Annotated in this window: 26 protein-coding genes; 9 read left to right on the top strand and 17 right to left on the bottom strand. The window is 68.7% G+C overall.

The window, feature by feature from the left end; all coding sequences use genetic code 11:
* Positions 1-66: 66 nt before the first annotated feature.
* Together ABEA39_RS08730 and ABEA39_RS08735 are read right to left on the bottom strand one after the other, a co-directional pair.
* Positions 67-1053, bottom strand: coding sequence for a branched-chain amino acid ABC transporter permease (locus tag ABEA39_RS08730; RefSeq protein ID WP_345375456.1), 987 nt, complete (start codon positions 1051-1053; stop codon positions 67-69).
* A 15-nt stretch (positions 1054-1068) separates the two neighbouring features.
* Complete coding sequence (locus tag ABEA39_RS08735; RefSeq protein ID WP_345375457.1) at positions 1069-2502, bottom strand: branched-chain amino acid ABC transporter permease; 1434 nt, start codon at positions 2500-2502, stop codon at positions 1069-1071.
* Between the two features lie 247 nt (positions 2503-2749).
* On the opposite strand from ABEA39_RS08735, the gene guaB reads away from it, so the two are divergent.
* A complete protein-coding gene (guaB, locus tag ABEA39_RS08740) occupies positions 2750-4252 on the top strand; it encodes an IMP dehydrogenase (protein WP_345375459.1) in 1503 nt (500 codons plus the stop codon).
* 24 nt (positions 4253-4276) lie between these two features.
* Here the strand turns inward: guaB and ABEA39_RS08745 are convergent, their stop codons facing one another.
* The 4 genes from ABEA39_RS08745 to groES form a co-directional block, all read right to left on the bottom strand.
* A complete protein-coding gene (locus tag ABEA39_RS08745) occupies positions 4277-5029 on the bottom strand; it encodes an SGNH/GDSL hydrolase family protein (RefSeq protein WP_345375460.1) in 753 nt (250 codons plus the stop codon).
* 170 nt (positions 5030-5199) lie between these two features.
* Positions 5200-6540, bottom strand: a complete 1341-nt coding sequence (locus ABEA39_RS08750; protein ID WP_345375461.1) for an ABC transporter substrate-binding protein — start codon at positions 6538-6540, stop codon at positions 5200-5202.
* A 494-nt stretch (positions 6541-7034) separates the two neighbouring features.
* Positions 7035-8003 (bottom strand): EamA family transporter RarD, encoded by a 969-nt coding sequence (rarD, locus tag ABEA39_RS08755; RefSeq protein WP_345375462.1) that lies wholly within the window; start codon positions 8001-8003, stop codon positions 7035-7037.
* A gap of 110 nt (positions 8004-8113) precedes the next feature.
* Complete coding sequence (gene groES, locus ABEA39_RS08760) at positions 8114-8410, bottom strand: co-chaperone GroES (protein WP_345375463.1); 297 nt, start codon at positions 8408-8410, stop codon at positions 8114-8116.
* A gap of 200 nt (positions 8411-8610) precedes the next feature.
* On the opposite strand from groES, the gene ABEA39_RS08765 reads away from it, so the two are divergent.
* Positions 8611-9798 (top strand): class I SAM-dependent methyltransferase, encoded by a 1188-nt coding sequence (locus tag ABEA39_RS08765; protein ID WP_345375464.1) that lies wholly within the window; start codon positions 8611-8613, stop codon positions 9796-9798.
* Positions 9799-10097: 299 nt separating this feature from the next.
* Here the strand turns inward: ABEA39_RS08765 and ABEA39_RS08770 are convergent, their stop codons facing one another.
* The 5 genes from ABEA39_RS08770 to tsaB form a co-directional block, all read right to left on the bottom strand.
* Positions 10098-10364: a hypothetical protein gene (locus ABEA39_RS08770; RefSeq protein ID WP_345375465.1), complete on the bottom strand. Its 267-nt coding sequence runs from the start codon at positions 10362-10364 to the stop codon at positions 10098-10100.
* Between the two features lie 4 nt (positions 10365-10368).
* Positions 10369-11163, bottom strand: a complete 795-nt coding sequence (locus ABEA39_RS08775; RefSeq protein ID WP_345375466.1) for a DUF4190 domain-containing protein — start codon at positions 11161-11163, stop codon at positions 10369-10371.
* Between the two features lie 183 nt (positions 11164-11346).
* A complete protein-coding gene (gene tsaD, locus ABEA39_RS08780) occupies positions 11347-12402 on the bottom strand; it encodes a tRNA (adenosine(37)-N6)-threonylcarbamoyltransferase complex transferase subunit TsaD (protein ID WP_345375467.1) in 1056 nt (351 codons plus the stop codon).
* Entirely contained in the window at positions 12399-12998 is a 600-nt protein-coding gene (gene rimI / locus ABEA39_RS08785) for a ribosomal protein S18-alanine N-acetyltransferase (protein ID WP_345375468.1), read from the bottom strand. Before rimI ends, tsaD begins: the two co-directional genes overlap by 4 nt.
* 10 nt (positions 12999-13008) lie before the next feature.
* The gene (gene tsaB, locus ABEA39_RS08790) at positions 13009-13755 is read right to left on the bottom strand and encodes a tRNA (adenosine(37)-N6)-threonylcarbamoyltransferase complex dimerization subunit type 1 TsaB (protein ID WP_345375469.1); all 747 of its coding nucleotides are present in this window, start codon (positions 13753-13755) and stop codon (positions 13009-13011) included.
* A gap of 182 nt (positions 13756-13937) precedes the next feature.
* Here tsaB and ABEA39_RS08795 point away from each other — a divergent pair, with 182 nt between their 5' ends.
* The 6 genes from ABEA39_RS08795 to ABEA39_RS08820 all read left to right on the top strand — a co-directional run bounded on the left by ABEA39_RS08795 (position 13938) and on the right by ABEA39_RS08820 (position 17984).
* The gene (locus ABEA39_RS08795) at positions 13938-14081 is read left to right on the top strand and encodes a hypothetical protein (RefSeq protein ID WP_345375470.1); all 144 of its coding nucleotides are present in this window, start codon (positions 13938-13940) and stop codon (positions 14079-14081) included.
* Between the two features lie 117 nt (positions 14082-14198).
* Positions 14199-14876 (top strand): SAM-dependent methyltransferase, encoded by a 678-nt coding sequence (locus ABEA39_RS08800; protein WP_425556945.1) that lies wholly within the window; start codon positions 14199-14201, stop codon positions 14874-14876.
* On the top strand, positions 14830-15666 hold the full coding sequence (locus tag ABEA39_RS08805) for a hypothetical protein (protein WP_345375472.1): 837 nt from the start codon (positions 14830-14832) through the stop codon (positions 15664-15666). Before ABEA39_RS08800 ends, ABEA39_RS08805 begins: the two co-directional genes overlap by 47 nt.
* Positions 15663-16520: a hypothetical protein gene (locus ABEA39_RS08810; RefSeq protein WP_345375473.1), complete on the top strand. Its 858-nt coding sequence runs from the start codon at positions 15663-15665 to the stop codon at positions 16518-16520. Before ABEA39_RS08805 ends, ABEA39_RS08810 begins: the two co-directional genes overlap by 4 nt.
* A 1-nt stretch (position 16521) precedes the next feature.
* Complete coding sequence (locus ABEA39_RS08815) at positions 16522-17244, top strand: ABC transporter ATP-binding protein (RefSeq protein ID WP_345375474.1); 723 nt, start codon at positions 16522-16524, stop codon at positions 17242-17244.
* A complete protein-coding gene (locus ABEA39_RS08820; RefSeq protein ID WP_345375475.1) occupies positions 17241-17984 on the top strand; it encodes an ABC transporter permease in 744 nt (247 codons plus the stop codon). The genes ABEA39_RS08815 and ABEA39_RS08820 overlap by 4 nt, the downstream gene beginning before the upstream one ends.
* 284 nt (positions 17985-18268) lie before the next feature.
* On the opposite strand, the gene tsaE is transcribed toward ABEA39_RS08820, so the two are convergent.
* The 5 genes from tsaE to glmS form a co-directional block, all read right to left on the bottom strand.
* Complete coding sequence (gene tsaE, locus ABEA39_RS18835; protein WP_425556946.1) at positions 18269-18847, bottom strand: tRNA (adenosine(37)-N6)-threonylcarbamoyltransferase complex ATPase subunit type 1 TsaE; 579 nt, start codon at positions 18845-18847, stop codon at positions 18269-18271.
* Between the two features lie 104 nt (positions 18848-18951).
* Positions 18952-20151, bottom strand: a complete 1200-nt coding sequence (gene alr / locus ABEA39_RS08830; RefSeq protein ID WP_345375476.1) for an alanine racemase — start codon at positions 20149-20151, stop codon at positions 18952-18954.
* Positions 20148-21314 (bottom strand): alanine racemase, encoded by a 1167-nt coding sequence (alr, locus tag ABEA39_RS08835; protein ID WP_345375477.1) that lies wholly within the window; start codon positions 21312-21314, stop codon positions 20148-20150. Before alr (ABEA39_RS08835) ends, alr (ABEA39_RS08830) begins: the two co-directional genes overlap by 4 nt.
* Positions 21311-21724, bottom strand: coding sequence for a holo-ACP synthase (locus ABEA39_RS08840; RefSeq protein WP_345375478.1), 414 nt, complete (start codon positions 21722-21724; stop codon positions 21311-21313). The genes alr (ABEA39_RS08835) and ABEA39_RS08840 overlap by 4 nt, the downstream gene beginning before the upstream one ends.
* Before the next feature lie 25 nt (positions 21725-21749).
* Complete coding sequence (gene glmS, locus ABEA39_RS08845) at positions 21750-23597, bottom strand: glutamine--fructose-6-phosphate transaminase (isomerizing) (protein ID WP_345375479.1); 1848 nt, start codon at positions 23595-23597, stop codon at positions 21750-21752.
* Between the two features lie 114 nt (positions 23598-23711).
* On the opposite strand from glmS, the gene coaA reads away from it, so the two are divergent.
* Positions 23712-24659 carry a type I pantothenate kinase gene (gene coaA / locus ABEA39_RS08850; protein WP_345375480.1) on the top strand — a complete coding sequence of 316 codons (948 nt, stop codon included), beginning with the start codon at positions 23712-23714 and terminating at the stop codon, positions 24657-24659.
* Positions 24660-24712: 53 nt separating this feature from the next.
* On the opposite strand, the gene ABEA39_RS08855 is transcribed toward coaA, so the two are convergent.
* Entirely contained in the window at positions 24713-25900 is a 1188-nt protein-coding gene (locus ABEA39_RS08855) for an MFS transporter (RefSeq protein ID WP_345375481.1), read from the bottom strand.
* Between the last annotated feature and the right edge of the window lie 10 nt (positions 25901-25910).

Consider the following 25910-nt stretch of genomic DNA (forward strand, 5'->3'; position numbering starts at 1 on the left):
TAGCCCGGCTGGTCGCGCCGAGAGGGGGATGCACTGGCCGATGCCAGGGGCGTGGGTGCGTTGGTCTCAGACACTGAACGACAGCTCCCTCTTGTTTCCCAGGATCCCCTGGGGTCTGAAGATGATCAGGCACATGAGCGCGACTCCGACCAGGACGTACGAGAACTGGGTGGCCTGCTGTCCGTTCATGATGCTCGTCGGGATGAAGTCCTGTGCCAGGGTCTGGACGAGGAGGCGCATCACGAAGAACAGGACGGCGCCGAGCACGGGCCCGAAGACCGAGGCCGCGCCGCCCAGGAGGAGGGCGGTGTAGATGAAGAAGGTCGTCGAGCGGCCGAGGCCGTCCGGCTGCACCGACGAGGGCAGGACGTAGATGATGCCCGCGATCGCGCCGATCAGACCGCCGAGGATGAGAGCCTGCAACTTGTAGGAGTATACGTTCTTGCCCAGGCTGCGCACCGCATCCTCGTCCTCGCGGATGCCCTTGAGCACGCGGCCCCAGGGGCTGCGGCTGAGAGCGAAGACCAGCAGCGTGAACACGCCCACCAGAGCCCAGCCGACGATGCGGATCCACCAGCCGTTGACGCCGTTGTTGTCGTACGTGAACCAGAGGATCGTGGTCGCGTGGTCCGGCAGCGGCGAGAGGGCGAAGAACGGGCCGTTGAACGACTGGCCCGTGATTCCGTTGGAACCGCCGGTGAGGGAGGTGAGGATGCTCGACCTGCCCACCATGCGGATGATCTCCGCCGCCGAGATGGTCACGATCGCCAGGTAGTCGCCCCTCAACTTCAAGGTGGGCAATCCGAGCACGAACGCGAAGATCAGGGCGCACAGCAGGGCGACCAGGACGGCGATGCCCAGGGGCAGGCCGCGCTCGATGGAGATGGCGAAGCCGTAGCCGCCGAGGAGGAGGAACGCCGCCTGGCCGATGTTGAGCAGACCGGCGAAGCCGAAGTGGATATTCAGGCCGATCGCGGCGATGGCGAACGCCGCCGTGGTCGGCGCTATGGCCTGCACGGTGAGCGACTGGAAGAGGGTGACGATGTAGTCCATGGTGTGTTTTCTCCCTTAACCGATGCGCTCGCGGCGGCCGAAGATGCCCTGCGGTCGGAACATCAGGATGACGATGAGGATGAAGAGGGCCGTGGCGTACTTGAAGTCGCCCGGCAGCACGAGGTTCGTCAGCTCGACGATGACGCCGACGATGAGCGAGCCGATCAACGCACCGAACGCGGTGCCGATGCCTCCGAGGGTCACTGCCGCGAAGATCAGCAGCAGGATCTGGAGTCCCGTCTGCCAGTTGACCCCGTTGAGCACCAGGCCGAGCATGACGCCGGAGAGGCCGGCGAGACCGGCCGCGATGGTCCAGACGAGGCGGATGATGCGGTCCACGTCGATGCCCGACGCCGCGGCCAGAGCCGGGTTGTCGGAGACCGCGCGCGTGGCACGACCGGTGCGGGTCTTCAGCAGGAACAGCCCGGCGAGGATGAGCACAACGACCGAGATGCCCATGGCCACGTACGACTGCACGGTGAGGACCACGCCGCCGAGGTCGATGGTCTTCGGGTTGTTCGTGTCGATGCGCACCGTCGCCGCGCCGTAGAAGTACTGGAACGCGTACTGCAGCGCGATCGAGAGGCCGATCGTGACGATCATCAGCTGGGTCAGGCTGAGGCCCCTCTTCCGCAGCGGCTTCCAGATCAGCATGTCCTGGAAGTAGCCGGTCGCCGCCGAGATCACCACCGAGATCGTCGCCGCGAGGATGAGGTTGAACCCGAACGTGTTGGCGAACGTGTAGGCGAGGAGTCCGCCGAGGGTCACCTGCTCGCCGTGCGCGAAGCTCTGGAGGCCGGTCGTGCCGGTCACGAGCGAGAGGCCGATGGCGGCGAGGGCCAGCAGCAGGCCGAGTCGGATGCCCGAGGCGCTCTGTTGAGCGAGCCGCTGCCAGGAGAAGTCGCTGCCCGTGTTGTTGTTGTCGATGACCGCACCCTTGGTGGTCGACAGCTGGAAGATCGTTCCCGCGACGGCACCGAGCGTGATGGACACCTGACGGTCGTTCGTCTTCGCGTTCGCGAGGTACTGGCCCGAGGGCAGGGTCTTCTCGTTCAGGGTGACCGTGTAAGTGCCGGCCGCCTTGACGGGGATGGCCCAGCGCCCGGTGTCGTCGGTCTTCGACGGGAGGGAGGTGCCGCCCAGCTTGGCCGTGATGGTGACTCCGGCGGCGGGCTTCCCGTCACTGCGGAGCAGGGTGCCCTGGATGCAGCCGGTCGTGGTGTCGACGACGCAGGGCGTGGTCGTGGCGGCGTGAGCCGCGCTCGGGCCGAAGGCGAGCGACGTCGCACTGGCGAGGAGTGCCAGCAGCATCATCGCTGCCACGAGGACGAGGGAGTGGCGCCGTCTCGAGGGGCTTCCTTGCCGCAACGAGTGGCTCCGCCATGACGGCTGGCTCCGTCGTGACGAGTGGCTCCGGGCCGGTCGGGCGATGGTCGGGTTGAGAGTCACAGAACCTCCTGGACGGCCCAGTCAGGACATTTCCCCGAGGGTCTGGCTCGCCGTCGTCGTTGACAGTACTTTCCCTATGTGTCTGCTGTGTTTCACGCAGAACACAGTCGGGACACAGGTCAGTATGGCTTTCCGATGGACTCCCGGGGAATGGAAACGCGGCACTCGGGTTAATATGTATCACCGGTCCTCGAAGGCGACGCCGGGCATCCCCCCTTCCCCGTTCTCCTCACTCAAAAGGTGGCTCATGGACCAGCCGGATCCCTTCGGTTTCATCGGACTCACGTACGACGACGTCATGCTCCTGCCCGGGCAGACCGACGTCATCCCCTCCGAGGCCGACACCTCGTCGCGGCTGACCAAGCGCATCCGGGTCGCGGTCCCGCTCCTCTCCGCCGCGATGGACACCGTCACCGAGTCCCGCATGGCGATCGCCATGGCACGCCAGGGCGGCCTCGGCATCATCCACCGCAACCTCTCGATCGAAGACCAGGCCGCGCACGTCGACAAGGTCAAGCGCAGCGAGTCCGGCATGATCACCAACCCGGTCACCACGACCCCCGACGCGACCGTCGCCGACGTCGACGCGCTCTGCGGCCAGTTCCGCGTCTCCGGCCTCCCGGTCGTCGAGCGCGACGGCACGCTGGTCGGCATCATCACCAACCGCGACATGCGCTTCGTCTCGAAGTTCGAGATGGCCACGACCCTCGTCCGAGACGTCATGACCACCTCGCCGCTCATCACGGCCGCCGAGGGCATCGACCCCGACTCGGCCGTCGCGATCTTCGCGCAGCACAAGATCGAGAAGCTGCCCCTCGTCGACGAGGCGGGCAAGCTGCGCGGCCTCATCACGGTGAAGGACTTCGACAAGAGCGAGAAGTACCCCGACGCCACCAAGGACGACGAGGGTCGGCTCCGCGTCGGCGCCGCCATCGGCTTCTTCGGCGACGCCTGGCAGCGCGCACAGGCTCTCCGCGACGCGGGCGTCGACGTGCTCGTGGTCGACACGGCCAACGGCGAGAGCACCGGCGAGCTCGACATGATCAAGCGCATCAAGGCCGACCCGAGCTTCGATCACATCGACGTGATCGGCGGCAACGTCGCCACGCGCAGCGGCGCCCAGGCGCTCATCGACGCCGGTGCCGACGCGATCAAGGTCGGCGTGGGCCCGGGCTCGATCTGCACGACCCGCGTCGTCTCCGGCGTCGGCGTGCCCCAGGTCACGGCCGTGTACGAGGCCTGGCTGGCCGCTCGTGAGGCCGGCGTCCCGGTCATCGCCGACGGAGGCCTGCAGTACTCCGGCGACATCGCCAAGGCCCTCGTCGCGGGTGCCGACACCGTCATGCTCGGCTCGCTCCTCGCCGGCTGCGACGAGAGCCCCGGCGACATGGTCTTCTTGAACGGCAAGCAGTTCAAGGCGTACCGCGGCATGGGCTCGCTCGGGGCCATGCAGACCCGCGGCAAGAACACTTCGTACTCCAAAGACCGCTACTTCCAGGCCGACGTCCCCTCCGACGACAAGCTCATCCCCGAGGGCGTCGAGGGCCAGGTGCCCTACCGCGGCGCTCTGGGCAACGTCGTCTACCAGCTCGTCGGCGGCCTGCGTCAGTCGATGTTCTACGTCGGCGGGCGCACGATCCCCGAGCTCAAGGCGCGTGGCAAGTTCGTCCGCATCACGGCGGCGGGCCTGAAAGAGAGCCACCCGCACGACCTGCAGATGGTCGTCGAGGCGCCCAACTACCGGCGCTAGCCTCCGCGGCGCGGCGGGGTGCGGCTACGGAAGCCGCGCCACCACCGCGTCGGCGAGCGACCGCGCCCAGAGCGCGTGCATCGTCCGCCACGAGAACTGCTGCTGGATGTACATCTCGCTGACCCGCTCGATCGGGAACGGCAGGTACACGACGCTGTCGTCGCTCTCCGCGACGGCTCGGCTCGCCTCGTTCAAGCGGTGCACCTGCTTGTCGATGAGGCCGCGCAGGGGCGAGGGGATGGGGCGGAAGTCGGACATGGGCGGGATCCCTGCGACGACGACCCGTGCATCCTCGCCCGCCTCTCGTTTGACGGCGGCCACGACGCAGCGCAGGTCGCGCGCCCACTGCTCGGACCGGGTGATGAGGAGGACGTCGGGGATGCCCATCAGCAGCAGCACGACGTCGACGCCCTGGGCGTCCAACGTGCTGCGCCCGGCCACCTGAGCCATCGTGAGGTCGGCGGCCGACACGACGTCCCAGTGCACTCCTCGGTCGGTGGCCGCGGCGACGAAATCGCTCGTTCGCGCCTCGACGGTGAGGCCGTAGCTGAGCACGCCGTGGCCGGAGACGGTGATGTCGCCGAAGAAGAGGAGCGTGAGCGTCCTGCTGCCGGCGAGGGTGCGGACCGGGAGGTCGCGCGGGTAGACGCCGTCCCGGACCTCGCGCAGATAGAGGAACAGGCTGATGCGGAGCAGAGGTCGCCCGAGCGTCAGGAGGAGGTCGGAGAACGAGCGCTTCGGGGCGGGCGCGCGGGTCTTCTCGGGCAACGTGGTCATCATGACAATCGTCACACGCGCACCACGCGAATGGTCGGATCGCGTGTCCCCAAAAGGGAGGACAAACGGGTGAAAAGGGGGGATGCCCGAACCCGCCGACACAAAAGGGCCCGACGGAATCGCTCCCGTCGGGCCCTTCGGCTGCCGTGACGTGCACGGCGTGGATGTCGTTACTTCACGGCACCCTGGATGCTGCTCTGGTACACGTCGACGTTGTTGGCGTCGTACTTGTAGATGCCGATGTACGCGCTCGACGGGTCGTTGTTCTTGTTGAACGGTCCGATTCCCGAGGGGCCCTGGTACTGGATGCTCGTACCGGCGTCGATCAGCTTCTTGCAGTCGGCGAAGGTGGTGCACTTCGTGCCGCCGCTCGCGCCGCTCACCTTGGCCATGTTGGCCTGGATGGTCGGTGCGTCGGTGCCCTTGCCGGCCTCGGCGGCCAGAGCGGTCAGCGTGATCGCGTCGTACGACTCAGCGGCGTACGAGTAGTCGGTCAGCGCCTTGCCCTGGTTCGTCTGGTACCAGTCGTTGAGACGGGTCTTCAGGTCGGTCGAGGCCTGAGCGCCGGGGATCGTTCCCTGGCCGCCGGCGAGGGTGCCCGGCTTGAAGGTCGTCGAGTAGTCGGCCGTGTTACCGTCCGACATGTACGTCTTCGACATGTCCCAGCCCTGCGAGACGAGCTCGGGGACGATGGACTTCGTCTCGTCGAACGCCAGGATGACGATCGCGTCGGGCTTGGAGGCCAGAGCCGCCGTCACCTCGGACGAGAAGGTCGTCTGGCCGGGAGGGAACTCCTGGCCCTTGCCCGAGCCGCCGTAGACGACGGAGCCGCCTGCGGCCTCGATCGCCTTCTCGGTCGAGTCGCGGAGGCCGGTGCCGTAGGCGTCGTTGAAGACGAGGAAGGCGACCTTCGCGTTGCCGTCGCCGACGATCTTCTGACCGAGGGCGGAACCCTGGACCGAGTCCGGCGGAGCGGTGCGGTAGTAGTACGACGAGTAGCCGGAGAGCGAGGACGCCGTGTTGGCGGGCGAGATCTCGATCGTGCAGCTCGAGGTGATCTGGTCGATGACGTTCAGCGTGACGCTGGAGGACTCGGCGCCGAGGACGACCGAGACCTTGGCGGCCTTGAGCTTCGCCGCGGACGAGGACGAGACCGTCAGGTCGGTCGAGTCGCCGGAGTCGGTGGCGGACGCGATGGTGGCGTCCTTGCCCAGGACGCCGCCGGCGGCGTTGATGTCGGAGAGGGCGAGGCCCGCTCCGGCGACGGCCGGAGGGCCGAGGTAGGCGAGCGAGCCCGTGAGCGGCAGGAGGGTGCCGATCTTCAGAGCATCGGTGCTCGGTGTCGACGGCGCCTTGCAGCTGGCTGCAGGATCGGTCTTCTTCGACGCGGACGGAGTCGACGAGCTCGAGGACTTGCTCGTGCTGGAACCCCCAGAGGAACACCCGGCGAGGAGCACAGTGGCTGCGCCCGCGACCGCGAGGACCTTGAGGGCGGTGATGGATCTGATCATCCGTGAACCCTTTCATGACGGTGGTGATTCGGCTGCGCGATGGCGCGCGGCCCTACCGTTGATTGGGTCGAACCTAGGGCGCGATTGTTTCGACCGTGTGTTCCGATCGAGAAGGCGGCGTTTCGTTAGCGATTCGTGACCTAGGTGTACTGGGCCATCAGGATGGTGACTCTCGGGCTGCGGGCGTGCGGCACAGACCCTTCCGTGCCGCACAGACCCCCGCGTGCGGCACAGAACCGCGCCGCGGACTAGAGCCCTCGCCGCTTCCGAGGCGCGGCAGTGGATTGGCGGCGCCGATGCGGCACGGGGCTTCCGGGACGGCGGTCGAAGACGACGCGGCGGACGATCAGCAGCCGTCCCTGCAGATGGGTTCGGGACTCAGCGTGGGACACGAGACCTCCTGGCTGACGGCAGAACTCGACAGCTCCAACAAGCCAGGGGGTCCTCCTGTGTCACAGGCCCAGAAGTGCCACCACCATCACGGCCGAGTACGCCTAGCCGCCCAGTCTCGGAGACTCCTCTGACGGACGCACGAGCGTGCTGAGAGTCGCGTCGCTACGAGACCCCCGCGCGGTGCGGATCGCGTCGACGCTCAGGACGACGAGAGCCACCCAGATCAGGGCGAATCCGACCCAGCGGGCACTCGTCATCGGCTCGTGCAGGATCGCGACGCCGACGATCAGCTGCAGGATCGGGGTCAGGTACTGCGTCAGGCCCAGGGTCGAGAGCGGAAGCCGCCGGGCCGCCGCGGCGAACAGGAGGAGCGGGACGGCGGTGATGACCCCGGAGGCGACCGTGGCGCCGGCCTGGAGCCCGCCGGCCGTGCCGAACACCACGCCCGACCCCACGCCCTGAGAGCCCAGCACCGCCAGGATGATGACGGTGACGGCAGCGAGCGGCGCGAGGGCGAGGGTCTCGATCGTGAGGCCGGAGAGGGCGTCGATGCGGCCGCCCACCTGCTTCTTGATCAGCCCGTACGACCCGAACGAGAAGGCGAGGAGCAGAGAGATCCAGGGGAGCTGCCCGTAGCCCACCGCGATGATGACCACGGCCACGATGCTGATGCCGACCGCCGCCCACTGCGCAGAGCGGAGTCGTTCGCGCAGGACCACCACGCCCAGCAGCACGGTCACGATGGGGTTCATGAAGTAGCCGAGAGCCGCCTCGACGACGTGCCCGGTGACGGTGGCGAAGATGAAGGTCGTCCAGTTGACGACGATCACGACGCCGGCGAGGGCGAGGGTCGACACGAGACGGCGGTCGCGCAGGATCTCACGGAAGCGCGGGAAGCCGCGGGTGGCTGCGAGGAGAACGAGGCAGAAGACGAGGGAGAAGAGGATGCGCCAGGCGACGATCTCGGGAGCACCGGCCGGGTGCAGCAGCAGGAAGAAGACGGGCAGCACGCCCCAGAGCCCGTAGGCGGCGACTGCCGTAAGGAGGCCTGTACGCGTCTCGTTCTTCACAGGCAGACCATAGCAACAGCCGCCGACGCCGCCGGCTCCGAGACGGCGAAAGACCCCGCCTCTTGGGAGACGGGGTCTTTCGGGTGACCGCTGAGCGGTCGAGTCCGTACTTAGCGGACGACGACTGCGAGCACGTCGCGAGCCGAGAGCACGAGCAGGTCTTCTCCGCCGTACTTCACCTCGGTTCCGCCGTACTTCGAGTAGATGACCTTGTCGCCCACGGCGACATCGAGAGGAACGCGGTTGCCGTTGTCGTCGATACGACCCGGTCCGACTGCCACGACCTCGCCCTCCTGGGGCTTCTCCTTGGCGGTGTCGGGGATCACGAGACCGGAAGCAGTGGTCTGCTCGGCCTCGACCTGACGGATGACGATGCGATCTTCGAGCGGCTTGATGCTGACCGACACGGTTGACCTCTTCTTTCTCACTGCGGGCGAAAACTTGAGTTGGCACTTCACACGTGCGAGTGCCAGCACAACTCTAGGGCTCGGTTGGCACTCGGTCAATCCGAGTGCCAACACTGCGACGCGGTGTGACCGACGCCAAGGCGTCGTGCGAGCGGCGGTGCGCCGTCGTGCGCCCTGCGCCGGTGCGCGAGGATGGTCGGATGGACACCGCCGAGCTCCGCCAGCTCCTCACCGCCGAGGGGCTTCGACTGCTCGACTCCCTGCCGCCGTTCGACTCGAAGGCGGACATGGTCTCGCAGGTCTCGGCCCTTCGCAAGCAGGGCCACTCCCCCGAACTCGTCTCGGCCGTGCTGACCCAGGCACGCCTTCGAGCCAAGGGGGTCTCGAAATTCGGCGACTTCGCATCCCGCATGCTCTTCACCGAGGCCGGGCTGGAGCAGGCGACGCGCCTCCCGGTCGCTTCGTCCCACGCCGGGCGCTTCCGGCGGGCCGGGGTGTCGCGGGTGGCCGACCTCGGCTGCGGGATCGGCGGCGACGCCCTGGCCTTCGCCGCACTCGAACTCGATGTCGTCGCCGTCGACCGCGACGAGGTCACGGCAGCAATCGCGTCGTACAACCTGGCACCGTGGGAGGGCGCGGAGGTCCGTCTGGGTACCGCCGAAGAAGCCGACCTGGACGGGATCGACGCGGTCTTCCTCGATCCCGCACGCCGCACATCCGGCCATTCCTCGACCTCTCGCCTGTCCGACCCCGCCGACTGGTCTCCCTCGCTCGACACCGCCTTCGGCTTCGCCGCGAAGCTTCCGACGGGCGTCAAGCTCGGCCCCGGCATCGACCGCGACCTGCTGCCGGACGACGCCGAGTGCCAGTGGATCTCCGTCGACCGCTCCGTCGTCGAGGTCGGGGTGTGGTTCGGGGCGCTGGCCCGTCCGGGCATCCGACGGGCCGCCCTCGTGCTCGGTGCCGACGGGCCCGCCGAATTGACCGCGGCCGGCGACTCGGACGACGTCGACGTGAACGACCTCGACGAGTACGTCTACGAACCCGACGGCGGAGTGATTCGCGCGCGTCTCATCGGCGACCTGGCCCGCCTCCTCGACGCCTCGATGATCAGCCGGGACATCGCCTACCTCACCTCCGCGACCGCGGTCGAGACGCCGTTCGCCCAGTGCTTCCGGGTGCTCGAGACCTTCCCCCTCGACGAGAAACGCCTCCGGCAGGAGCTCAAGAAGCGCGGCATCGGACGCGTGGAGATCAAGAAGCGCGGCGTCGACGTCGACCCCGCGGCCTTCCGCAAGAAGCTGCAGCTCTCCGGCGCGAACGAGGCCACGCTCATCCTGACGCGGGTCGCGGGCCGGCACACGGCGCTGCTCTGCGAGCGCGTCTAGCGTCGGCGCTCGGCCTGCGCGACCTCGCTTCGCCGCGGGCCCGACTCTCACTCGCGGTGCGGCTCCCCATGCCCGACTCTCACGCGCGGAGCGACCCCACAACACGCCGCTCACCTTCGCCCCAGCCCGCACCTTCTAGAGTCACCGCCGGCGACCCCACCGCCCCTCGGGCGCACGACTCCAGAACACGCCGCTCACCTTCGCCCCAGCCCGCACCTTCTGGAGTCACCCCACCGACGCCCGACGCCGATGCAGAGAGCGGGGCCTCCGCAGCCCGACTCCCGCGGGCGACACGCCGGCTAGTGCCCGAGCGGCAACACCACGACCACCAGCAGCAGCGCGACGCAGAGTCCGACGACGAGCACCGCCAGCGCCACCGCCGCCACCCACACGGCCGCCACCACGATCGCGGCCCGCTTGAGCTGCTGCCCTCGAACGCTGTCCGCGCCCACGGAGGCCCGCCCGGTCAGGAGCGCCACGACCACCAGGGGCAACGACCGTCGCCTTACGGCGTAGGCGAGCACGAGAGCGTGGGATGCACGGGCCACCGTCGCGGGAGCTGCCACCTGCTCAGTTCCCGTCGAACGCGTGCGGGTCGGCAGTGATCCCGATGATGAAGAACACCAGGAACACAGCGATGAAGAAGATCGCCACGAAGCCGAGGATGATCCCGGCGAGGGCCATCCCCGCGCCGGCCTGACGCGTGCGCTTGATCTGCGATCGTGACACGAACCCGAGGATGACGGCGGCGATGCCCGGCAGCCCCGCGAAGAAGACGAGCACGATGCCCGCGATGCCGAGGACCAGCGACGCGATCGCCAAGCCGTTGGTGCGCGACGAGGGGCCGCCGTAGTGCGGCGGGGCATAGGGCGACTGGCCGTAGGGCTGACCCGGATAGCCCGGCTGCTGGCCGTACGCGGGCTGACCCTGCTGTCCGTAGGAAGGCTGGCCGTACGCCTGCTGCCCGGAGGCGGGCTGGCCCTGCTGGCCGTAGGTCGGCTGGCCCTGCTGTCCGTAACCCGGCTGGCCCGACTGCTGGCCGTAGGCCGGCTGGCCCTGCTGTCCGTAGGCAGGCTGTCCCGGCTGGCCGTAGGCAGGCTGCTGCCCGTACTGCTGCTCACCGGGCGCCGGCTGGCCGTACTGGTGGGGCGTGTAGCCGGATTGGCCGAAGGGGGCCTGGTGGGACGGGGGATCCGAGGCGGGCCGCGAGTCGGCGGGAGGTGCATCCCCCGCTGTGCCGCCCTCGGCGGGGTGATCGAGTTCGACCGGCGCCCAGGCCTCCGCGGGCGAGGCCGAGTCGGTGGGAGCGTCCGAGCCGTGGTCTGATCCGGGCTCGGGAGTGGACGAAGGGGTGTGATCGGTCATGCTCGATGATCTCCGCTCGCACCCCGGCGGGGCAAGGCCCCACGCAGGGGACGCCGCGACCGGCGCGACGCAGCAACAGCAACGGCCCCGCGCGGCGACAACTCAGGACGGATGGCGCACTCGCCCCTCCAGGGCGGCCGAGCGCGCCATCCGTCCTGAATAGCCAGTGCAGAGCCGCCGCCGCTAGACCGCCTGCGCGCTCGTCACCGGCAGCGTCGAGTCCGCTCCGAACCCGAGCGGCGAGGCCTCGCGCCCCCGAGCGACGAGCTCCGCCCCGAGTGCCGCGATCATCGCGCCGTTGTCGGTGCAGAGGGAGAGCGGCGGGATCCGAAGCTCGATGCCCGCCGCAGCACAGCGGGCCGCCGCGACCTCGCGCACCCGCGCGTTCGCCACGACACCGCCGCCGAGCAGCAGGCGCGGCACGCCCAGGTCGGCGCACGCGGCCAACGCCTTGGTGAGCAGCACGTCGACGACGGCCTCGCGGAAGCTGGCGGCGACGTCGGCGACCGGCACCGTGCCTCCCCCGGCCTCGGTCTTCTCGACCCAGCGCGCGACCGCGGTCTTCAGCCCGGAGAACGAGAAGTCGTAGCGGTGTGCCGCCAGGTCTTTCGGCAGGGTGAGCCCCCGCGGGAACCGGATGGCCTTCGGGTCGCCGGCGACCGCGACCCGGTCGATCTGAGGCCCGCCCGGGTAGGGCAGGCCGAGCAGGCGCGCGACCTTGTCGAACGCCTCGCCCGCGGCGTCGTCGATGGTCTCGCCGAGCAGTTCGACGTCGTCGAGGAGGTCTCGCACGTGCAGCAGCGACGTGTGGCCGCCGGAGACGAGCAGGGCGATGGTCGGCAGCGCGATCTCGGTGCCGTCGTCTCGCAGGACATCGGCGCCGACGTGTCCTACGAGGTGGTTGACCGCGTAGAGCGGCTTGCCGGCCCCGAGTGCCAGGGCCTTCGCCGCGCCGACGCCGACCATCAGCGCCCCCGCCAGGCCCGGCCCGCTCGTGACGGCGATGGCGTCGAGCTCGTCGAGCGTCACCCCGGCCTCGGCGAGCGCGGCCTCGAGGGTGGGCTGCAGGGCCTCGAGGTGGGCGCGAGCGGCGATCTCGGGCACGACGCCGCCGTAGCGCGCGTGCTCGTCCATCGAGGAGGCGATGACGTTGGCGAGCAGGGTGCGTCCGCGGACGATCCCGATGCCGGTCTCGTCGCAGCTGGTCTCGATGCCGAGGACGAGGGGTTCGCGGGTCATGGGGTCACTCCGGTCTCGGTGGCGGTCGGGGGCTGCGGGTCGGCCGGCGACGACGCCGGGTCGGGCGGCGCGGGCGACAGCACGGACGGTGCCGGGTCGTCCGGCGCGGAGGGTGCAGCCGAAGGCGACGGCGCGGGCAACCTGGCCCGCATCACGAGCGCGTCCACCCCGTCGGGCATGTAGTAGCGCGGCCGCACGGCGATGCCCTCGAACCCGAACGACTCGTACAGCGCCTGGGCGCCGGGGTTGTCGACCCGCACCTCGAGGAACGTCTCGCGGGCCCCACGGGAATATGCCTCGTCGAGCATGCGTCGCATGAGATCGCGGGCGACGCCCTGCCGACGGGCGACGGGGGCGACGGCGATGGTCTGGATGTCGGAATCGGGCGAACCGACCGGCGCGCGGAGCCCCGAGTAGGCGACCACGGCATCCCCCGCCTCGCCGCCGGCGGTCACCACCAGGTAGAAGTTGGAGCTGTCGCGGAGCTCGTGCCGCATGCTCTTCGGCGACCAGGCGTCGGTCACGAAGACGCTCGTCTCGATGGCCATGATCGCGTCGAGGTCGTCCGGTGTTGCGCGGCGCGTGACGAAGGTCATGCGGGCCCTGTCACGAGACCCGCTTGGGCGCGCCCGGAACGGTGACGTCAGGCGACCGCAGGTAGAGCGGCTCGTCGCGCGCGAACGAGCGCTTGTGCGAGAAGAGCGTCTCGGCGAGCATTCCGAGCGCGGCGGCGGACACGACCGTGTCGGTCGGATCGGTGCGCTCGGCGGCGTCGAGGTCGAGCGGGGCGGCGGCGTTCGCGTCTGTATTCGTGTTCGTGTTCGCGTTCGGAGCGAGGGCGAGAGCGTGGGATGCACGGAGCCGCTCCTCGAGGTCGCCCGGCTTGCACAGCCCGGGCTCTCCGACTCGCACGGGCAGCCCCTCGGCGTCGATGCCCGAGTAGACACTGAAGTAGACCTCGCGGCGGCGTGCGTCGGTCACCACGACGAGCGGTGCCTCCTGCCGGCTCTCGGGTTCTTGCCCCAGGGCGCGCTCGAGTCCGCCGAGCCTCTCGAACGCGATGGCGTCGTGGCTGACCAGCGGAAGGCACGGCTTGCCCGCACCGAACGCGAAGGCGCGAGCGGCGGCGATGCCCACGCGGAGTCCCGTGAACGGCCCCGGCCCCATGCCCGCGACGACGGCGCTCAGCCGGGCCGGCTCAATGCCGGCGTCGGTGAGGCACTCCTGGATCAGCAGGCCGATGACCTCGGCGTGCCGGCGGGTGTCGAGCTCGGTGCGTTCGGCGAGCACGCCCCCTTCGCGGTCGACCACCGCGACGGACGTGCCCGAGGAGGTGTCGATCGCCAGGAGCATGCCTCAATCGTAGGCTGCTGGCGCTGCGCTCTCCGCTCGTGCTGCCGTCCCCCTGATCCCAGCGTCCAAAGCCGGTCTAGTGAAATACATTTGATGTTGCATATTCATATGTGCGAAGCCAGAAGCGGGCATCGCCCGACCGAGGATCGATGGTTCTCGGCTCTCGCTGAAAGGAAATAGCAATGACGAAGGTTCACGACCAGCAGACGACCTCGGCGCACGAAGTCATCGCCGCACCGGACGACGTGCTGTTCATTCCCACGTACATCCCGACCATCGAGGAGACGGTCAAGGCAAGCGGGGCTCACCGCCAGGTGATGTGCTGACTTAGAAACGTTCTCGGAGTGCGAACCTCACGCGAAGATCTCCGGGTCCCCGACGCCCAGGCCGATCTATATTTGGTCGGCCTGGGCATCGGCGGGTTCGATTCCCGCACGATCGAAGTGGACGACATCCTGCGATCGACCTCGGCGATCTTCCATCTCACGGCATTCGATGACGAGCTCCGGAATCGGTACTCCGGGTTGGTCATTGACCTCAAGCCCCTCTATGAATCGGGGGACGATCCACAAGTGATCTACGCCGCGATGGCGGAAGCCGTCTTGGACACCCTGGCTCATCTGCCGGAAGGACATACGGCCGCGTTCCTCACGTATGGGCATACGCTTTTTCTCGTGGACTCGAACTGGGAACTCCTCAGGCGCGTCGGAGAGATCGGTCGGCGAGCAAAAGCGATTGCCGCGACGTCGTTCCTCGACCAAGTCCTGGTCGACTTGCGGAGCCGGTTCGACGGTGGGTTCCAGAGTTACGAGTCCAATTTGTTCTACCGGGAGAGGATCCGGCTCGACGAACGGATGCCTCTCCTGCTGAGCCAGGTCGGTGACTTCGGGAGCTCCTCACTTCGCCCCACGAGCAAGCTTCTCGAACGAGTGCATCCTCTCTTCGATCGCCTCTCGCAGGTATATCCAGCAGAGAGAGAATGCGCGCTCATTTTTTCAGCTTGGCGATCCGACGTGGCTCCTCAATGCACCTGGACATCGATAGGAGAGCTCTCGACCTTGGTCTCGTCAGTGCATGTCGGGTGTTCTCTCTTCGTGGCGGGAGAGCGCCTTGGGGGTTGAAACAACGGCTTCTTTTCACCGCCTCTCGTTCACCTTCTGGGGAGAACGGGTCGATGTCCTTCTTCGCGACGGCGACGACGCCAGGCACATCACCTATTTTTTCCAGGACTACCTCGTGATGGCCGATGACCAGGCTTCTGTGACCCTTCGACTCGAATCCACAAGTGGCTCGTTCGTAAGATCCGAGTCGGTTCTGGGCACTGTCTCCGTGCGACGAGGCGTGAAGGACGGGTGGCATTCGCTTCCTCTCGAGGGCCCGACACCGCTGCCTCCGTTCGCCGCGCCGGAGTTCTCACGCCGATTTCGGACGTTCCACGGAAGTAGCGCGAGTCGTCCCGGGAGGCCCGGGCAGGCAGTGGTTCTTCACGGCCCCTCGACCTCGGGAAAATCTGTCCTGCTCCTGTCGCTGCTCGAACGTGGTTGGAATTTCGTCACCGATGACACGTGCGTCCTCGAGGGAGACCTGTTGCAGCCCTACACCCGGCCCATCGGAATCCGCAGCCAGACACTCACGCAGCTTCCGGGCCTGTCTTCACGAGTTCACGATGGCGTGCAATTCGAAACGGCCACGGGGACGACGTTTTCCGTGCACGCGAAGGACCTCGGATTCGCCCTCCTGTCCGAGGCGGCCCGTTGGAGCTGGACAGTGGATCTGATCCCTTCTTCACGCTTCCGTGTCGAAAGACTGTCGCCTCACACCCTCAGACTCCACCTCGACATCGCAAACCATCGAAAGCAGGCCCTCGACGCAATAGAGCAGCTCTGCCACACCGAGGAGGCGCATAGATGAGCCACCGTTCAACCATCGGACTCGAGTTCTTCGGAGTACGTCTGAAGGTCTCTTGTGCCCCAACAGACGTTCTGGACATTCGGTACTTGTACTCCGAGTTCGTGGCAGACGTGCTTGAAGCCGACTTGCTTGTGGACTTGACTTGCGTCGACTGGCCGAGCCGCGGATTTTTCTCCAGTCTTTTGGCCAAGGATGGCCTGGCCAAACGTCTCGTGATCAAGCCCACTCGAGCTGGCTCGGGCATGGCGGGGGACTCCACATTTAGCGACTGGTCCGACATTCCGTCGCCGTTTCCGCCTCTCTTCCATTCGAATCTGTGGCTTCGATTCGCAACCACGCCAGGTGCAGTGGTCCGGCTCGCAAGCGGTGCCCTCTTGCTTCTCGTCGGAGCGAATTACGTGGGTAAAACCTCCACGGCCATCGCGCTCTGCGGCCTTGGGGCCGAACTCGTAACCGACAACCTGGCCATTTTCGATATCGAGACGACGAACGTGCAGACATACGAGACGCCGCTTGGGTTCCGACGCGACTCACTTCGTGATCGCATCCCGTTATTCGACTCGCGCGAGCACCGCACCACCGTCTCGCCTGACACCGGACTCGTGGGTCTCCTCGCACCCATCGACGTATTAGGTGGCCACAACGCGGCCGGGGGGCCTGTCGACCACGTCGTCGTCCTGCGACGCGGAGATGGGATGGGATCGTCGAGACGGCCCTCACCTGACCTCCCCTGGTTCACAGGTAAGAACGGCTTCTCGCAGTCGCAGGTCCTTCCGAAAACCTCACTAATCATTACGACGACGAATGGAACGAGCCCCGATGCCACAGCGAAGTTCATCCTCGACCACCTCTGAAGTGCCCCGCCTGCTCCGCGCCGTCGACATCACCAAGATCTATCCCAAGAAGGTCGATCCCGCGCTGACTCGAAGCTGCCTGTCCATCGGCCCAGGAGAGATCGTCGCGCTCGTCGGTCACAACGGCGCAGGTAAATCCACTCTCCTCGACATCTTGGGAGGCCTGTCCAGGCCGAGCTCCGGGCGAGTGGACATCTCGGTGCCGAGCCGCGAAATCGGCTGGTGCCCTCAACGTGAAATCGTCGACTGGTCGCTGACCGTCGAACAGAACATCGCACTGGGATTGGAGTTGCGACAGAAGACCCGCAGGGCGGAACGATCTCAGCTTCTGGCCTCGATCGCCGAGACGATGGGCCTCATACCGTTCCTTCGACGAACGGCCGAGACCCTGTCCGGAGGTGAACTGCGACGGACACAGATCGCGCGGGCCATTGCGGGTGAGCCGACTCTCCTCCTGCTCGACGAGCCGACGACGGGTCTCGACCCCGCCGGAATCGATGTCGTCTTCGACCATCTCGAGCGCAGGCGGCAGGGCGGGGCATCCGCGGTCATCAGCACTCACGAGACGTCCCGTTTTGCGGCGTACTGCACACGCGTCATCGCCATGGACACCGGTGTCATCGTGGCCGACGAACCCGCAGGCGCGTTTGCGAAGCGGGGCGACGATCCCGACGATCTGTGGAGCGCCTACGACGCGATTCGGCGAGGGGGAGCCGCCGCGTGAAGGCCCTGACGCTGCTCAAGTACCACGGTCACTCGCTGTGGAATTGGCGTTCTTCCTATCTCGGCCGATTCCTCGAGCCGGTCGCCTACCTGGTCTTCCTCACCGCGGGTCTCAGCGGGACGGTCGGTGGGTCGCCCGGGGCGTGCCTCGCCTACGCGATGACAGGACTCGTCTGTTTCGTCGCTTTCCGTTCTGCCACGAGCACGGTGGGCGACGTGGCCAATGACCGCAAGTGGGGGATCCTCGCCATCTACACGATGCAGGGTGGATCGATCGCGGGGTACCTCCTGAGCATCGTCCTGTTCGCGACCGCCGTCTTCGTCGGTCAGCTCGCGGTGCTGGTCGGTATCGGATCTGCGCTCTTCGGGTTCCCTGCTCTCGGGGGAACACCCCTGCTGCTCGCCTGCCTGACAGGACTCCTGGTCCTCATCGGCTGGGTGGGCATCGGCGCCGCGGTCGGTGCGCAGGTGCAGTCGTATTCGGTGCGCGATCTTGTCGTCACCGTGACGGCTCTGCCGATCGTGCTCTCCGCACCGCTGTTCTATTCGCTCGAGGCGGCTCCCCGCTACCTGCAGACGATCGCGCATTTCAACCCTCTGACCTATCAGGCGGCCTGGCTGAGAACACCCTCCGGTGAACTCGGCCTCGTACTTCTGGCGGCCGGCGTGTGGGCTCTGGCAGGCCTCGCCGTTGCCTACATTTTGCTCCGCCGAGCCGATCGCGTGTCGCGGGAGCGCTGACGATTCCGGCACGCCGGACCCGCACACACCGCTGGCGCCTCGTGCGGCGACCCGCGAGCCGGTCTCCCATCCCGGGGGCGACCTCGGCGAGCAGGTCCCACCAGTGCCGCCGAGCAGCCGCACCCCGCTTTCCGCGGGAGACCCCCGGTCGACCAGGGGTCAGTGCGGCGCGTGGGGTGCGGGTCCGCGGGAGCCGGGTGCGGGTCCGCGGGCGCAGGGTGCGCGTCCGCGGGACGAGGGTGCGGGGCCGGGTCCGCGTGGCGGCTCAGACGGGGCGAACCCGCTCAGGCAGGCAGCACCACGCCCGACCACCGCGGGCCGTGCGCCATGATCGTGACCACGCGGGGCTCCTCGACGGACTCGTCCGCCGCCTCGTCGACCGTGGCCGCTCCGAGGGAGAGCTCCGGCGCCAGATCGGCCGCGAGCGCAGAGACGCCCGCGGCAACAGCAGCAGCGCCAGCAACACCAGCATCAGCAGCACCAGCACCAGCACCAGCCGCATCAGCACCCTCACCCGCGCCAGCCCCCACCGGCCGCTCGATCCCGACCTCGAGCCACGACTCCGCGACCCCGTCCAGAAGCCCGGCGCCCCACTCCACGACCACGACCGAGCCGGCGAAGTCGAGGTCGAGGTCGTCCAGTTCGGCGGCCGAACCGAGGCGGTACGCGTCGACGTGCACCAGCGGCACCCCCTCGGCCGAGAGGGCCGGGTGCGTGCGCGCGAGGACGAACGTGGGTGACGCCACCTGGCCGCGCACGTGCATCCCACGCCCGATGCCTCGCGTCAGCGTGGTCTTGCCGGCGCCGAGCGGACCGGTCATCACGAGAAGGTCGCCCGCCGCGAGCACCGAGGCAAGTCGCACCCCGAGCGCCTCCATGTCGGCGGACGAAGCAAGGCTGCCCTCGAAGAACGCAGAAGACCGAGACGCACCAGAAGACCGAGACGCACCAGAAGACGATGACTCGCTCACACGTACACCCGCTTCACGCGCGCCCCGATGCCGCAGGTGACCTCTTCGCCGATCGTCTCGATCAGGTCGGCCCATTCGCCGACCGTCAGTTCGCCCCGCGATCCCGTGCCGAACAGAGTGACCTCGTCGCCCACCGCGACCGGGTCGTCGCCCACGTCGATCAGGAACTGGTCCATGGCCACGCGGCCGACGATCGGATACCGCTTGCCATGCAGCGCGATGGTCACGCCGTGCTGGGCCCGGCGCGAGACCCCGTCGGCGTAGCCCACCGGCACGAGCGCCACGGTCGTGTCGCGCGGGGCCCGGAACGTGTAGTCATACGAGACACCGGTGCCGGCCGCGATGCGCTTGACCCGCGCGACCGAGGCGCTGAGGGTCATGACGGGGAGCAGCCCGCGATCGGCCGCCGACACCCCGTCGGTCACGGGGATCCCGTACGTGTTCGACCCCATCCGCACCATGTCGAGCCGCAGCTCGGGCCGCTCCATGCCGGCACTCGACGCCGTCAGGTGCCGCCGCTCGAACGTCGCCCCGAGCCTCGCCGCCCGCTCGATGCACGACGCCAGCAGTTCGGCCGACCCGGTGTCCTCCTCGTCGGAGGCCTCGGCCAAGTGCGAATAGACCCCGCGCAGACGGAGGATGCCCGCCTCGCGCAACCGGACGGCCCGCGTCACGAGCGCGTCCCACTCGTCGGCGAGCGCTCCGTCTCGATGCAGGCCGGTGTCGACGTTGAGGTGGACCAGAGCGGGCACCGGTGCGGCCGCCGCAGCGTCGGGAGCCAGGGCCCGCGAGACCGCCTCGACCGCGGAGGCGACGGCCTCGAGCTGACGGAGCGACGAGATGCCGAGGTCGATGCGCTCGGAGATCGCCCGCTCGAAGGTCTCGCGGGGCCCGAACTGCCAGGCGAACAGCGCGACGCCGTCGCCGACCCCCGCCGCCCGGAGTTCGTGGGCGTTGGCGAGGTCGAGGGTGCCGAACCAGCGCACCCCGGCCTCGAGAGCCGCCGCGACGAGCGTGGTGGCTCCGTGCCCGTAGGCGTCCGCCTTGACGACGGCCATGAGCTCGGCCGGCGCCACCAGCTCTTGCAGGTGCCGGAGGTTGGCGCGGTAGGCGGCGAGATCGACCGTCGCCCAGCGCAAGGCGGGATGCACGGCCCGACCTCCCGGCTCGGCGAGAGGATCGGCTGCGGCGCTCATCGGTAGCTCCTCGGGATGCGGGGCGAGAGGCGTGTCACGACCTCGTAGTTGATCGTTCCGGTCGCAGCCGCCCAGTCGTCGACGCTGGGGTGGCCTGCGGCCGCGTCGCCGAACAGGACGACCGGATCGCCGAGGGCCACTGTCGCCGCGAAGCCGCCCGGGGCCGACTCGCCCACCTCGAACGCGGACACCGTGGTCGTCGAGGGCCGGGCGCCGACGGCTGCCCCGAGATCGACCGTGAGCGAGTTCATCGCGATGCGCCCCACCACCGGACAGAGTCGGCCGCCCACCAGCACCCGCGCCCGGTTGCCGGCGTGGCGCTCGATGCCGTCGGCGTAGCCGAGGCCCACGAGGGCGATCGTGGTGTCGTGGGTCGCTCGCCAGGTGAAGCCGTAGGAGGTGCCCTCGCCCGCCTTCACCCGCTTGATGCCGATGACGGGGGCGGACAGGGTGAGCGCGGGGCGCAGCCCGAGGTCGGCGCTCGTGCGGTCGGGGAACGGGCTGAGACCGTAGGCCGCGAGACCGAACCGGACCATCGAGATCCGGGCACCGTCGTACACCAGCGCCCCGGCCGACGCCGCGAGATGCTGCAGCGGCGGTGTGATGCCGCGTTCGATGAGCATCCCCACCGCTTTCACGAACTCCGCCATCTGGCGGCCGTCCTCTTGGGGCGACGTGTTCGAGAGGTGGCTCATGACGCCCTCGATCACGAGCCCGTCGGCCGCGAGCTCGGTGGCCCGATCGAAGAGCGCCTCCCACTCGGACTCGACGGCGCCGTTGCGGCTCAGCCCGGTGTCGAGGCAGAGGTGCACGGCCGGCGCACCGGCGGCGGCGACGGCCTCGAGCTGCGCGAGATCGGAGACCGCCGGCGTGATGCCGAACTCCACCGCCCGCTCGAAGGTCTCGCCGGGGGCGTGGAGCCAGCTCAGCACGGGCAGGCGCACGCCCGCTTCGCGAAGCGCGATCGCCTCGTCGAGGTCGACGACGCCCAGCCAGTCGACTCCGGCCTCTTCGAACGCCTTGGCGCACTCCACGCTGCCGTGGCCGTAGGCGTTCGCCTTGACGACCGCCATCAGCTTGACGCGACCGACGGCCTGACGCAGCACCCGCACGTTGTGTCGCAGCGCCTCCGTGTCGACGCGGATCACGGCCTCCTGCGTCATGACGCTCCTCCCCCGGCGCTGATCGCCGCACCGGCGCTGCCGTCGGTCTCGGCGATGACGAACGCCGTCGCGATGCCCGCGTCGTGACTGAGGGACAGGTGGATGCGCGTGGCCCCGCGCGAGGAGGCGAGCGCCGCCGCACCCCCGCTCAGCACGAGGGACGGCGCGCGTTGATCGTCGGCTCGGACCACCATGTCGTGCCAGAAGACGCCGGTCGAACCTCCCACCGCCTTGATGAACGCCTCTTTCGCCGCGAAGCGGGCGGCCAGCGACTCGAGGGCGCGCTCCTCGCCGTCGCGGAGGAGCTCGGCGTCGGTGAACAGGCGCCAGCGCAGTTTGGGGGTGCGGACCAGCGCCTTGCCGAACCGTGCGACGTCGACCACGTCGACGCCGATTCCGACGATGCTCATGCGACCCTCCTGTGGTGCCTGCCGGCTACTCGACCGTGACCGACTTGGCGAGGTTGCGCGGCTGGTCGACGTCGAGGCCCTTCGCGGCCGCGAGCTCCATGCCGAAGATGTGCAGCGGCACGACGGCGAGCAGCGGCTCGAAGAGCGGAGCGGCCAGGGGGATGTGCAGCACCTCGTCGGCGTAGGGGAGCACGGCGGCGTCCCCTTCTTCGGCGATCGCGATGACCCGGGCCCCGCGGGCGCGGATCTCCTGGATGTTCGACACGACCTTGGGGTGCAGCGACCGCGGGTCGCGCGGCGACGGCACGATCACGAAGACGATCTGGCCGGGTTCGATGAGCGCGATCGGACCGTGCTTGAGCTCGCCCGCCGCGAAGCCCTCGGCGTGGATGTAGGCGAGCTCCTTGAGCTTGAGCGCCCCCTCGAGGGCGATCGGGTAGCCGACGTGACGGCCGAGGAACAGGACCGAGCGGGTGTCGGCCATCCAGCCGGCGAGCGTCTTGATCCGGTCGCCGGTCTCGAGCACGCGGCGGATCTTGTCGGGGATCGCCTTGAGGTCGTCGACCTGCTCGGCGATCTCGGCCGCCGTCAGCGTGCCGCGGATCGTGGCGAGGTGGAGGCCGAGCAGGAACAGCGCGGTGCCCTGCGCCACGAAGGCCTTGGTGGACGCGACGGCGACCTCGGGGCCGGCGTGCGTGTAGATCACGGCGTCGCTCTCGCGGGGGATGGTGGCCCCCTGGGTGTTGCAGATGGAGAGCACCTGGGCGCCCTCGCCTCGCGCGTACTTGACGGCCATCAGGGTGTCCATCGTCTCGCCCGACTGGCTGATCGACACCACGAGGGTGCGCTCGTTCAGCACCGGGTCGCGATAGCGGAACTCGTGGGCCAGCTCGACCTCGACGGGGAGGCGCGACCACTGCTCGATGGCGTACTTGCCGAGGATGCCGGCGTAGGCGGCGGTGCCGCAGGCGATGATGATGATGCGGTCGACCGTGAGGAGGCGCTCACGGATCGGCTCGAGGTCGTCGAGGTGGACGGCACCGTCGACGGCGCGACCCAGCAGGGTGTTCATGACGGCGTCGGGCTCTTCGCTGATCTCCTTCGCCATGAAGCTGGACCAGCCGCCCTTCTCGGCCGCGGAGGCATCCCACGTGACCTCGAATTCGGTCGCCTCGACCGGCGTGCCGTGGAAGTCGATCACCGTGACGGCGTCGGCCGTGATGGTGACGATCTCGTCCTGGCCGATGGCCATGGCGCGCTGGGTGAAGGCGACGAACGCCGCGACGTCGCTGCCGAGGAAGTTCTCGCCGTCGCCCAGGCCGATCACGAGCGGGGAGTTGCGGCGGGCTCCGACGACGACGCCCGGCTGGTCGGCGTGGACGACGAGCAGCGTGAACGCGCCCTCGAGACGGTTGACGACGAGGCGCAGCGCCTCGGTCAGGTCGCCGACGGCCCGGTATTCGCGAGCGACGAGATGAGCCGCGACTTCGGAGTCGGTCTCACTCGAGAACTCGACGCCCTCGGCCACGAGTTCGGCCTTGAGCTCGGAGAAGTTCTCGATGATGCCGTTGTGGATCAGCGCGAGCTTGCCCCCGTCGGAGAGGTGGGGATGCGCGTTCTCATCGGTCGGACCGCCGTGCGTGGCCCAACGGGTGTGCCCGATCCCGGTGCTTCCGTCGACCAGCGGCCGCGCCTCGAGGTCGTCCACGAGCATCTGCAGCTTGCCGGCCTTCTTGCGCATCTCGAGCGCCCCGTCGGGGCCGATGACGGCGATGCCTGCGGAGTCGTAGCCGCGGTACTCCAGTCGTTTCAGCCCGCCCAGGAGCACCTCGACGCTCTTGTCGGACCCGACGTAACCCACGATTCCACACATGCTCGACAGCCTATGCGAGACGGCTGACGACCTTCGTCAGCCGCCCGGGCCACGCGGGATCCTCCTCCCGGAGGATCACCCCGATCCTTCCTGCGACGTATAACGTTGGGCCTCATGGCCGAGTCGACCACCACCTCCCCCACGCACCTCACCCCGTTCGTCGAGGTCGACCGCGACGCATGGGCGGCCCTGGCGCCCGCCACGAAGAACCCGCTGACCGAGGTCGAGCTCGTGCAGCTGCGCGGGCTCGGCGACCGGCTCGATCTGCAGGAGGTCAGCGACGTCTACCTGCCGCTCAGCCGCCTCATCAACCTCTATGCGGCCGGAGCGCGCAACCTGCATCGGGCCACCAGCGACTTCCTCGGCGAGCGCGCCCAGCGCACGCCGTTCGTCATCGGCGTCGCCGGCTCCGTCGCGGTCGGCAAGTCGACCGTCGCCCGCCTCCTCCGCGAGCTCCTCTCCCGCTGGAGCGACACCCCTCGCGTCGAGCTGATCACCACCGACGGCTTCCTCTACCCGAACGCCGAGCTCGAGCGGCGCGGCATCATGGACCGCAAGGGCTTCCCCGAGTCGTACGACCGTCGCCACCTGCTCAAGTTCGTCTCGCAGGTCAAGAGCGGGGCCGAAGAGGTGCGGGCCCCGTTCTACTCGCACGTCGAGTACGACATCGTGGCCGACGCCGAGGTGGTCATCCGCCGCCCGGACATCTTGATCGTCGAGGGCCTCAACGTGCTCCAGCCCCCGCTCGGCGGCCGGCTCGCCCTGAGCGACCTCTTCGACTTCACGATCTACGTGGATGCCCGGACCCACGACATCGAGAACTGGTTCGTCGAGCGCTTCCGCAAGCTCCGCGCCTCCGCCTTCACCGAGGACGACTCGTTCTTCCACCAGTTCGCGTCGATGGACGAAGACGCCGCGCTCGCCTTCGCCCGCGAGGTGTGGCGCACGATCAACGAGCCCAACCTGAAGCAGAACGTGCAGCCCACCCGCTCACGCGCCACGCTGGTCCTCCGCAAGGGCGCCGACCACAAGGTGTCGTCGGTGCTCCTCCGCAAGATCTAGCTGCCGCCGCGCCACTGCCGGCGCCGCACCACTCCCGCCGTGATCCGCGACCGCTACCCCCGAACCGCGAAGCGCCCCCGCGTCGCGAACGCGACCACGCACAGCACCGCCATCACACCGGCGAACACGATTCCGGTCGGCGTCAGCCCCACCGTCGTCGTGAAGACGCCCGCCACGATCGACGGGATCGAGATCGCGAGGTACGCGACGATGAAGTACGCCGTCGTCGCCTGCGCCCGCTGATCCTCCGGCGTCGCGCCCGTGATCGCCCGTAGCCCGTAGGTAAACAGCAGCCCCTGCCCGGCGCCCGATACGACGGCCGAGACGATGAGGAGCGCGAGCGAGGCCAGCGGCAGGGCGAGGGCCAGCACGGCCATGCCCACGAACAGCGCGACGCTGCCGATCAGCACACCCCGCACGGCCGACACGCTCCCGAGCGCGATCTGCGCGACCGCACTCGCGACGAACAGCACCCCGGTGGCCAGCCCGACGACCACCGCGGAGTGGATCTGGAGGATGCTCCCGACGAAGTTGGGCGCCACCGACGAGAACAGCCCGCAGACGGCGAACCCGGCGATCGCCCCGATCGACGCCACCCCGAACACGCCTCTCGCCGCCGCCGGCACGGTCGGCACGTGCAGCCGGAACGGCACCCGGTCGGCCTTCGCGACCGTCTCCGGAACGACCAGCAGGGCCAGCCCCGCGATCACGACCAGGGCGCCCTGAACGACGAACGGACCCCTCAGGTGGAACGGCGTCAGACCGGCGACGAGACCCGACACGATCATCCCGAATCCGAGCCCGCCGATGTTCGCGGCCGTGGCGAGCGATCCCGCGATCTTCTTCCGCGCGTCCGGCGCCGCGTCGAGCACGGCCACCGTGCCGGTGCTCGTCAGCACTCCCGCCGAGAGCCCGGAGAACACGCGCCCGACGAAGAGCAGCCCCTCGCTCGTGCCGATCGTGAAGAGGATCGCGCTGACGAGCGACAGCGCCGCTCCGATCAGTAACACGGGCCGCCGGCCGAGCGACTGCGACAGCCTCCCGGCGACGAGCAGCGAGACGATCACGCCCGCCGCGTAGATGGCGAAGAGCACGGTCGTCGTCTGACTGCCGAAGCCGAAGACGCTCTCATAGGTCGGGTAGAGCGGCGTCGGCAGCGTCGTGCCGATCATGACGGCGGCGAAGACGTAGATGGTGGCCGTGAGGCCGAGTCCGGTACGGGAATCCGTCGATGTGCTCACTCGTCGACGG

The sequence above is a fragment of the Frondihabitans cladoniiphilus genome (genome assembly GCF_039544345.1).
Lineage (GTDB): Bacteria > Actinomycetota > Actinomycetes > Actinomycetales > Microbacteriaceae > Frondihabitans > Frondihabitans cladoniiphilus.

What these genes read in the sequence shown, in the direction of transcription:
- ABEA39_RS08730 (WP_345375456.1), bottom strand. Translation starts at nt 1,053, where the DNA reads ATGGACTACATCGTCACCCTCTTCCAGTCGCTCACCGTGCAGGCCATA.
- guaB (WP_345375459.1), top strand. Translation starts at nt 2,750, where the DNA reads ATGGACCAGCCGGATCCCTTCGGTTTCATCGGACTCACGTACGACGAC.
- ABEA39_RS08745 (WP_345375460.1), bottom strand. Translation starts at nt 5,029, where the DNA reads ATGACCACGTTGCCCGAGAAGACCCGCGCGCCCGCCCCGAAGCGCTCG.
- ABEA39_RS08750 (WP_345375461.1), bottom strand. Translation starts at nt 6,540, where the DNA reads ATGATCAGATCCATCACCGCCCTCAAGGTCCTCGCGGTCGCGGGCGCA.
- ABEA39_RS08765 (WP_345375464.1), top strand. Translation starts at nt 8,611, where the DNA reads ATGGACACCGCCGAGCTCCGCCAGCTCCTCACCGCCGAGGGGCTTCGA.
- ABEA39_RS08775 (WP_345375466.1), bottom strand. Translation starts at nt 11,163, where the DNA reads ATGACCGATCACACCCCTTCGTCCACTCCCGAGCCCGGATCAGACCAC.
- tsaD (WP_345375467.1), bottom strand. Translation starts at nt 12,402, where the DNA reads ATGACCCGCGAACCCCTCGTCCTCGGCATCGAGACCAGCTGCGACGAG.
- rimI (WP_345375468.1), bottom strand. Translation starts at nt 12,998, where the DNA reads ATGACCTTCGTCACGCGCCGCGCAACACCGGACGACCTCGACGCGATC.
- tsaB (WP_345375469.1), bottom strand. Translation starts at nt 13,755, where the DNA reads ATGCTCCTGGCGATCGACACCTCCTCGGGCACGTCCGTCGCGGTGGTC.
- ABEA39_RS08795 (WP_345375470.1), top strand. Translation starts at nt 13,938, where the DNA reads ATGACGAAGGTTCACGACCAGCAGACGACCTCGGCGCACGAAGTCATC.
- ABEA39_RS08805 (WP_345375472.1), top strand. Translation starts at nt 14,830, where the DNA reads ATGTCGGGTGTTCTCTCTTCGTGGCGGGAGAGCGCCTTGGGGGTTGAA.
- ABEA39_RS08810 (WP_345375473.1), top strand. Translation starts at nt 15,663, where the DNA reads ATGAGCCACCGTTCAACCATCGGACTCGAGTTCTTCGGAGTACGTCTG.
- alr (WP_345375476.1), bottom strand. Translation starts at nt 20,151, where the DNA reads ATGAGCGCCGCAGCCGATCCTCTCGCCGAGCCGGGAGGTCGGGCCGTG.
- alr (WP_345375477.1), bottom strand. Translation starts at nt 21,314, where the DNA reads ATGACGCAGGAGGCCGTGATCCGCGTCGACACGGAGGCGCTGCGACAC.
- ABEA39_RS08840 (WP_345375478.1), bottom strand. Translation starts at nt 21,724, where the DNA reads ATGAGCATCGTCGGAATCGGCGTCGACGTGGTCGACGTCGCACGGTTC.
- glmS (WP_345375479.1), bottom strand. Translation starts at nt 23,597, where the DNA reads ATGTGTGGAATCGTGGGTTACGTCGGGTCCGACAAGAGCGTCGAGGTG.
- coaA (WP_345375480.1), top strand. Translation starts at nt 23,712, where the DNA reads ATGGCCGAGTCGACCACCACCTCCCCCACGCACCTCACCCCGTTCGTC.